This window comes from Mesorhizobium sp. M1004 (assembly GCF_040318795.1).
Taxonomy (GTDB): Bacteria; Pseudomonadota; Alphaproteobacteria; order Rhizobiales; family Rhizobiaceae; genus Mesorhizobium.
Genome location: NZ_JAMYNB010000035.1, coordinates 1 through 6,834 on the forward strand (window position 1 = coordinate 1; position 6,834 = coordinate 6,834).

The 6,834-nt window shown below is 63.9% G+C and carries 9 protein-coding genes; 7 read left to right on the top strand and 2 right to left on the bottom strand.

Translation table 11 applies throughout. The features are described from left to right. Window positions 1-100: 100 nt before the first annotated feature. The 7 genes from NKH54_RS32260 (at window position 101) to NKH54_RS32290 (ending at window position 5,295) form a co-directional block, all read left to right on the top strand. A complete protein-coding gene (locus NKH54_RS32260; protein WP_353029707.1) occupies window positions 101-1,117 on the top strand; it encodes a DUF7146 domain-containing protein in 1,017 nt (338 codons plus the stop codon). 247 nt (window positions 1,118-1,364) lie between these two features. Continuing rightward, the gene (locus NKH54_RS32265) at window positions 1,365-2,306 is read left to right on the top strand and encodes a DUF2493 domain-containing protein (RefSeq protein ID WP_353029708.1); all 942 of its coding nucleotides are present in this window, start codon (window positions 1,365-1,367) and stop codon (window positions 2,304-2,306) included. Window positions 2,307-2,369: 63 nt separating this feature from the next. Continuing rightward, window positions 2,370-2,630: a type II toxin-antitoxin system prevent-host-death family antitoxin gene (locus NKH54_RS32270; protein WP_353029709.1), complete on the top strand. Its 261-nt coding sequence runs from the start codon at window positions 2,370-2,372 to the stop codon at window positions 2,628-2,630. After that, the gene (locus NKH54_RS32275; protein WP_353029710.1) at window positions 2,620-3,039 is read left to right on the top strand and encodes a hypothetical protein; all 420 of its coding nucleotides are present in this window, start codon (window positions 2,620-2,622) and stop codon (window positions 3,037-3,039) included. Before NKH54_RS32270 ends, NKH54_RS32275 begins: the two co-directional genes overlap by 11 nt. Window positions 3,040-3,335: 296 nt before the next feature. Next, window positions 3,336-3,869: a hypothetical protein gene (locus tag NKH54_RS32280; RefSeq protein WP_353029711.1), complete on the top strand. Its 534-nt coding sequence runs from the start codon at window positions 3,336-3,338 to the stop codon at window positions 3,867-3,869. A gap of 703 nt (window positions 3,870-4,572) precedes the next feature. Next, window positions 4,573-4,896, top strand: a complete 324-nt coding sequence (locus tag NKH54_RS32285; protein ID WP_006205585.1) for a DUF736 domain-containing protein — start codon at window positions 4,573-4,575, stop codon at window positions 4,894-4,896. A gap of 57 nt (window positions 4,897-4,953) precedes the next feature. Continuing rightward, window positions 4,954-5,295 (top strand): hypothetical protein, encoded by a 342-nt coding sequence (locus NKH54_RS32290; RefSeq protein ID WP_353029712.1) that lies wholly within the window; start codon window positions 4,954-4,956, stop codon window positions 5,293-5,295. Between the two features lie 119 nt (window positions 5,296-5,414). On the opposite strand, the gene NKH54_RS32295 is transcribed toward NKH54_RS32290, so the two are convergent. Together NKH54_RS32295 and NKH54_RS32300 are read right to left on the bottom strand one after the other, a co-directional pair. Further along, window positions 5,415-5,822, bottom strand: coding sequence for a hypothetical protein (locus NKH54_RS32295; protein ID WP_353029713.1), 408 nt, complete (start codon window positions 5,820-5,822; stop codon window positions 5,415-5,417). Next, window positions 5,819-6,499 carry a nucleotide-binding protein gene (locus NKH54_RS32300; protein ID WP_352442680.1) on the bottom strand — a complete coding sequence of 227 codons (681 nt, stop codon included), beginning with the start codon at window positions 6,497-6,499 and terminating at the stop codon, window positions 5,819-5,821. Before NKH54_RS32300 ends, NKH54_RS32295 begins: the two co-directional genes overlap by 4 nt. Between the last annotated feature and the right edge of the window lie 335 nt (window positions 6,500-6,834).

Below are 6,834 nucleotides of genomic sequence, written 5' to 3' on the forward strand. Positions count from 1 at the left end.
ACGGTGGTGGGCGTCACCGACCGTACCCCACGGGTTTTGGGGGGAGGCGGTCTTGCCCGGCTCGGAAACCTTGCTGGCACGCCGCCGGGGTTAACATGCCGTGGGGGCGTGCCGCGAATATCTCTCCAACGGCCATCGCTCCGGCAATTACTGGATGGTCGGCGATGTCCGCAACACGCGCGGCCGTTCCATGCATGTGCGGCTCAAGGCGGTTGGCGGCAAGGCAGCCGGAAAATGGGTCGACGAGCAATCGGGGGAATATGGCGACCTGCTTGACGTCATCGAGCAGAGCTGCGGTCTGGTCGACTTCCGCGAGGTCGCGGATGAAGCACGTCGCTTCCTCTCCATGCCGCTGCCACCGCCCCAGCTCCCGCCCCAGCCCCTTGGCTCGCATCGCCAGCCTGCTGCGACACGCGGCTCGCCTGACGCCGCGCGTCGCCTGTTCGCCATGTCGCATCCGATCGCCGGTACGCTGGCCGAACGCTATCTTGCCGGTCGCGGCATTTTGCTTTCGACGCATGAGCGCGCGCTGCGCTTCCATCCTGGCTGCTACTACAGGGATCTCGCAACGGGCGAGACGCGGACGCTTCCTGCTCTGATTGCGGCTGTCACCAGCCTCGACGGGCAGATCACCGGCCTGCAGCGCACTTACCTGTCCTCTGGGCTGGACCCGAGTGGCAAGGTCGGCAAGGCGCCGGTCGCCGATCCACGCCGCTCGCTTGGTCACCTGCTGGGCAACGGCATCTGGCTAGGCCAACAGTCCGGTGCGCCCGTCATGGCCGCCGGCGAGGGCTTCGAGACGATGGCGTCGCTCCGGACGGTGATGCCGGCGCTGCCGTTGGCTGCCGCCACCTCAGCCAATCACCTCGCCGGCCTGATCTTCCCGCCTGGCTGCCGTCGCCTCTACATCGCAGCCGATGCCGACGCCGCCGGCCGGCACGGCATAGAGCGTCTCAGCCAGCGCGCAGGCGAGGCAGGGATTCTCGCCCTGGTGCTGCGGCCGCAGCTCGGCGACTTCAACGACGATCTGCGTCATCTCGGCCAAGCCCACCTCGCGGCATGGCTCCGCGATCAACTCGTCCCGGAGGATGCCCGTCTCTTCCTGCCGCCCGGATGAATGGGTCGGGCCGGCACGCGGCTCGGCGCGGCGTCGCCGGATAGCCTGCAGACATGGCGGCGGTCACCGGAGAGGCCGCGCCCGCGGCCTGCCTGAGAGGCGACCCCTGCCACCCCCCGGTCACGGCCGCAACGGCTGCGCCGTCCTCCGCTCGCGCTCCGGCCTTCGGTGCGGCCGCGCCCGGCGCGCGGCCGGGGAGCGCTGTCAGGCCGCGATAGGCGCGGCCACAACCGACGGAGACACCGCCATGACCTACGACATTCCTTTCGATGACGGCTACGAGCCCTCCCACGCCTCCTCGCCGACCGACCGCGTTATCCTCGAACTGCAGATGTACGGCCATCGCCCGCATCAGGACGAACCTGACCCTCGGCCGCTTCCCGACGACGAGGTGATCCGGGCCGGCCTCGCCGGGATCGTAGAAACCTTCGCCGGCATGCTCGGGGACACCAGGCTCGAACCCGATCTCGACGACCTGCTCTGGTCCTTCGCAAACGTCTTCCACCGTGCCGCCGAGCGTGTCGCCCGCAGCCTCGACCGCAACGAGGAGGCGCAGCGCTCGAGTCAGCAGGAGCAGGACGGCTCGGAGGTGAAGTCGGTCGAGCTGGAGCGGCTGACCGCGGAAGGCATCAGCTATATCGAGCGCCGCAACGTGATCGAAATCATGCGCGATGAGGCCGCCGATCTCTACGAGGCACAAACCGGATCGGCATGGCGACCGCGCACCGGCTCCAAGGTCAGCCACCAGGCGATGACGGCTTCGGTGATCGACAGCCGCGACTTCCTCGCCGCCCGCCGACACGCCGAAACCGAGGTGCTCGTTCCAGCAGGGACCAAGATCGCCTTCGCCGGCGGCCTCGACTGCAACGATCACGACAGGATCTGGGACGCGCTCGACAAGGCTCGCGAGAAGCATCCCGACATGGTCCTGCTCCACGGCGGCAGCCCGCGCGGCGCCGAACGCATCGCCGCCTGCTGGGCCGAGAACCGCAAGGTCACGCAGATCGCCTTCAAGCCGGACTGGACCCGGCACGCCAAGGCAGCCCCGTTCCGCCGCAACGACCAGCTTCTCTCCGTGGTGCCCTACGGCCTGATCGTCTTTCCCGGCTCCGGCATTACCGACAACCTTGCCGACAAGGCCCGTCGGCTCGGCATCCCCGTCTGGCGGTTCGCGGAGGGCGGCGCGTGAGCGCCGTTTTCTTGCAAATCCAGAAAATCCAGATAATATGGAGTCTGATCAAGGAGTCCAGCCATGCGCCAGTTCACGACGGGGGATCTCAACAAGCAGGTTGGCGACGTCACCGACGTTGCCAGCCGCGAACCCGTTATTCTCACCAAGCACCGGAAACCCCGGTTCGTGCTGATGAGTTACGAGCACTACGAACGGATGCGCATCGGCGGCGATCCCCGCCGCGCATACCATGTCGCCGAGATGCCGGAGGAACACACGGAACTCTTCACCGCTGAGATCGACCGACTAGCGCGCGGGGAAGGATACGATGATGAGCGGTAGATTTCTGCCTGGTCAGGTGATCTCCTATCCGTATCTTTGGGCATGGCAACACGAGCGCGGCGAAACGGAAGGCCGCAAGATCCGGCCGACCTGCGTGGTCATCGCTGTCCGCGGCGCAAGAGATGGCCTGACCCATCTCGCGCTCCTGGCTATAACCACCCAGCCACCGACCAGCGATCGGGTCGGTTTGGAAGTCTCCGCTATCGAGTGCCGCCGCGCCGGTCTGACCGATCTCAAACGCTGCTGGATCGTGGTTGACGAATACAACTACGATATTGCCGAACGCTCCTGGTACATCGAAGCCGACGGTAAGCCCCTCGGTCGTTTCAGCAAGGCATTCATGATGAAAATCGCAGGCGCCTTTATCGGAGCGCGCAGCGAGGGCCGCCGCGTCAGCCGTCTGGATTGACGTTCTCTTTTCGCGGCCAAGCGCTCGATCCAGGACGTGAGCCTCTGGCTGGCCGACAAAGGCCCGTAGCTCCAAGCGCGTAGCGCCACTAGCCAGATGATGCGCGTAGCGCCTCCGGCAGCTGCAGGATCCGGGCGCGCCGGCCTGCGGCCGGCCGGGCTCTCGTCGCGGCGTCCCGCCGCTTCCCGAGCCGGCTTCGCCGTCTCGGCCTTCGGGTGACGATCCCTCGCGCAGGGCCAGAGGGAGAGGGCGGCCGGCGCGGGGCGGGGGACGCGGAGCGAGAAGGGAAAGTCACCATGTCGATGATATTCATAGGCGGATCACGCGAGATATTCGAGCTGCCGGAACCTGCCATCGCGCGCATCGGCGCAATCGTTGCTGCCGAGCACGGCGTGCTGGTTGGCGACGCGCCTGGAGCCGATGCCGAGGCGCAGGGCCTGCTCGCGGGCTACAAGTACGAGCATGTCGGGGTCTTCCATGCCGGCAAGGAACCCCGCAACAATCTGGGCGACTGGGCCGCCTACCATGTTCCGTCTCCTGAAGGAGCTCACGAGCACTGGTTCCACGCCGCCAAGGACCGGGAGATGGCGCGGCGCGCCGACTTTGGCATGATGGTCTGGGACGGCGCATCACCCGGTACGGCCGTCAACGTGCTTCGGCTCGCCATCGCAAACAAGCCGTGCGTCATTTACGATCTGGCCAGGGGCCGGATGGCAACGACGTACAATGTGGAGGACTGGTGCGCCATGCTCCGCCATGCCGGTTCGGACATTCGCCGCCAAGCCGAAGCCCGCATGATGCCGGAGGAGCGTCTAACGTTGCCAGGATGATGGCTGCCGACAGCCCGGCGGGTTCAATCCGATATGTTGATCCGGCTCCGCGCCGCCTAATCCACTGTATGTGCGGACGGAGCCGGCCCCTTTCGAAACCGGTCCACGCGCAGAGCCGCGGGGCGTTGTGCGGATGATCATCTTGACGCTTCTCGCCTCTGAAGCGGGTGCAAGCGTGCCGAACAACATCCTGGCCTGCCGGGTCATCCAACCTGACTGCGCGGTATCGTCCCCGAGGGGCGTGAAGGCCGCTGCCAGCCGGCTCCGATCTCGAAACCACTCTGCCGCGAGCCCGAACATGCAAGGCGGCCACGCGCCGGGCTGCTGTTCGATGTGTTGGCGATGCCGACGACATGACCCGAGAGGCTGCAGCATGTTCCTGCGATCCGGCAGCGTTGCGTCGGCGGTCTAGCGATGGCGGCCTGAGTTCTTTTCCTTCGGTCGCATCCGGGGCCATTCCCGTTTCATGTCGCCTTTGTAGACGACCGCCTGCTTTGTGCGGTCAACCCCCGTTGGGGGTACACTCGGCGAATATTCAGGAAAATTCGATTTCTGTTTCTTGCCTGCGGGCAGGCGAAGGGCCTGCCCGCAATTTTTCGGCAAATAGAATTTTCCAGAATTTTCGCCGAGATGACCGCAGCAGGACGGCCCTCTCCTTTGGCGCCATCGGGAATGGTCCCGATGCAACCGAAGGAGAACTACCATGGCCACCACGATCGCAAACCTCACCACCAAGGCCGACGGCTCGATGGAAGGCGTCTTCGCCACGCTCCGGGTCAATGCCCCGATCACGCTGATCCCGAACACCAACAAATCGCGCGAGGACGCCCCCGACTACCGGATTGTCAACAAGCGCACGGGCTTCGAGATCGGAGCCGGCTGGCACCGCATCTCCCAGCGTTCGGGCGAGGAATACCTCTCGGTCAAGCTGGAGGCCCCCGAGATCGGCGTCATCTTCGGCAATCTCGCTCCCGCCCCGGGCGGCGAGGAAAACAAGAAGGTCATCCTCTGGAACAACCCCCAGTGAGGCATCGGAGGCCGGCCCCGCAAGGGGCCGGCTCCCCACCGGCCAAAGGAGGTTGCAATGAGCCGCTACACCATCACTGTCACTGGCACCGTGACCGGACAGGTCCGCTCGGATCCAGACGCTGTCATCGGCTACGACCCACCACTTCGGACCTACTTCCTGCAAGCGTTCCCGCACGAAGAAACCGACGAGCCCGGTCTTTGGCTCGGCACCCACGATCGCTCATTTGAAACGCTTGAGGATCTTCGCCGCGCAGCCATCTCACACGGCTACGACTTCATGCCGCTGTCGCCCAAACTGGCCGCAAAGCTGGTCGACGACAAAGCGGCAGCCAGCGGGCGTCCGGTGCGAGACGCAATCCTCGGCGAGGTGCTGAAACACCTCAGCCAACCCGAGTAGGCAAACACATCTCAGGGTCCGCGACGGAGTGTTCCGTCGCGGGCCCTTTTTTTGCACGTTGCAAAAGAGCCACGAACATCACCCGTCACGGCATGCGAGAGCGACTCCAAAACCGCCGATTATTCCTTCGGCAGTTTGTGCTTATGTATGCGGATATAATCCTGCACGGCCTTACGCAGCAGTTCGGTCATGCTGTGCCCGTTGCTGATCGCCAGCAACTTGAACTGGCGCTGCTCCACGGCCGTCAAATAGTACCCGCAGCGGATCATCTCCTCCTCGCGAATCTTCTTTCCGGCAATGGGGTCCTTTTTCTGACCCTGCCGCAGCAGCTTGCGGAAATCGGGCCCGACTGCCGGGGATGGCTTTGTCGGTTCCTGCATCTGGGGCGTAGCTTGCTCCTTGATCCCTGACGGCTCGGCCTTCTGTGGGATGAACATGCTCGGCAGTACGGGCGGCTGCGTGGAGATCGCCTTCATCATGCGGGCCTTCTTGTCGTCACCGGATTTCGGCGCGGTTTCTTCACTCATGCCGCGTTCCTTGTGGCTTCGATGAAGGTTTGCAGAAGGTCGTCGAAGACCCCTTCGCTCTCGGCAATCGCCTTCGCGTCGGGCACCTCGGGGCTGTAAAGGGTCTGCCCGGTCTGAAGGTCGCGGTAGGCAACGCGATTGTGCAGGACGTGTTCCGCAATCGGTGTCCCGTTGGCCTGGATGATGGCGCGCAGTTCTGTCAGGGCTCGCGCCCTGCCATCGATGATGGTCTGCTTGGTCAGCACGAATATCGCAGGCAGCGGTCTACCCCGGCTCTCGACCGCCAGCGGGATGTAGTGGTCGGTGATCTGGATGGCGGCGGTCACATCGTCGAGGGCAAAATAGACCGGCACGACGACAATGTCGGCCGCGAAGAGCCCGGCCATGAGGTTGTCATTTGTGGTGCCTTCCGTATCGATCAAGACGACCGAGCGTTCTCCGTTGTGAGTGGCTGCCGCGCGAAGGATTTCCTGCGGCGTCATCGCGCTCACCATCGTAAGTTTGTCAGGACGATTGCCAGCTTCGCCTAGCATCTGGAACCAGCGGTTCATGTTCTGCCGCCGGTCGCCATCGATAAGAGTGACCGAATAGCCCCGATGCAGCGCGACGGATGCGAGGGTGCGCAGCATCGTCGATTTGCCAGTGCCGCCCTTTGGGATCGCAGCGGAGATGATCATAGGGCCTCCTTCCGGCGTTGTTTCCTTGTTTCCATGTCAACATGGAAACAAGTCATCATGGACACATGAAGCGATATCACGGTCGAACATGGTGACATAGTCAACGGGGAAGACTGGTTTGGCAACCCAGGCGCGCATCGATAAGGGCCCGTAAAGGGGCAATTTTTGCGCAGCTGCTATCTTCAGAAAAAAAGGGGGCCCGGTGACCCGTCGACCTCACATTTTCCGACTACGCTTTTCCGGCCGCCCATCAGAGGCGGGGTGGTTTTTGGTTTTTATATATACAAAAAAACCAACCCCACAAAAAAAGGGGCGGTTTGACAAAACCCCACCCC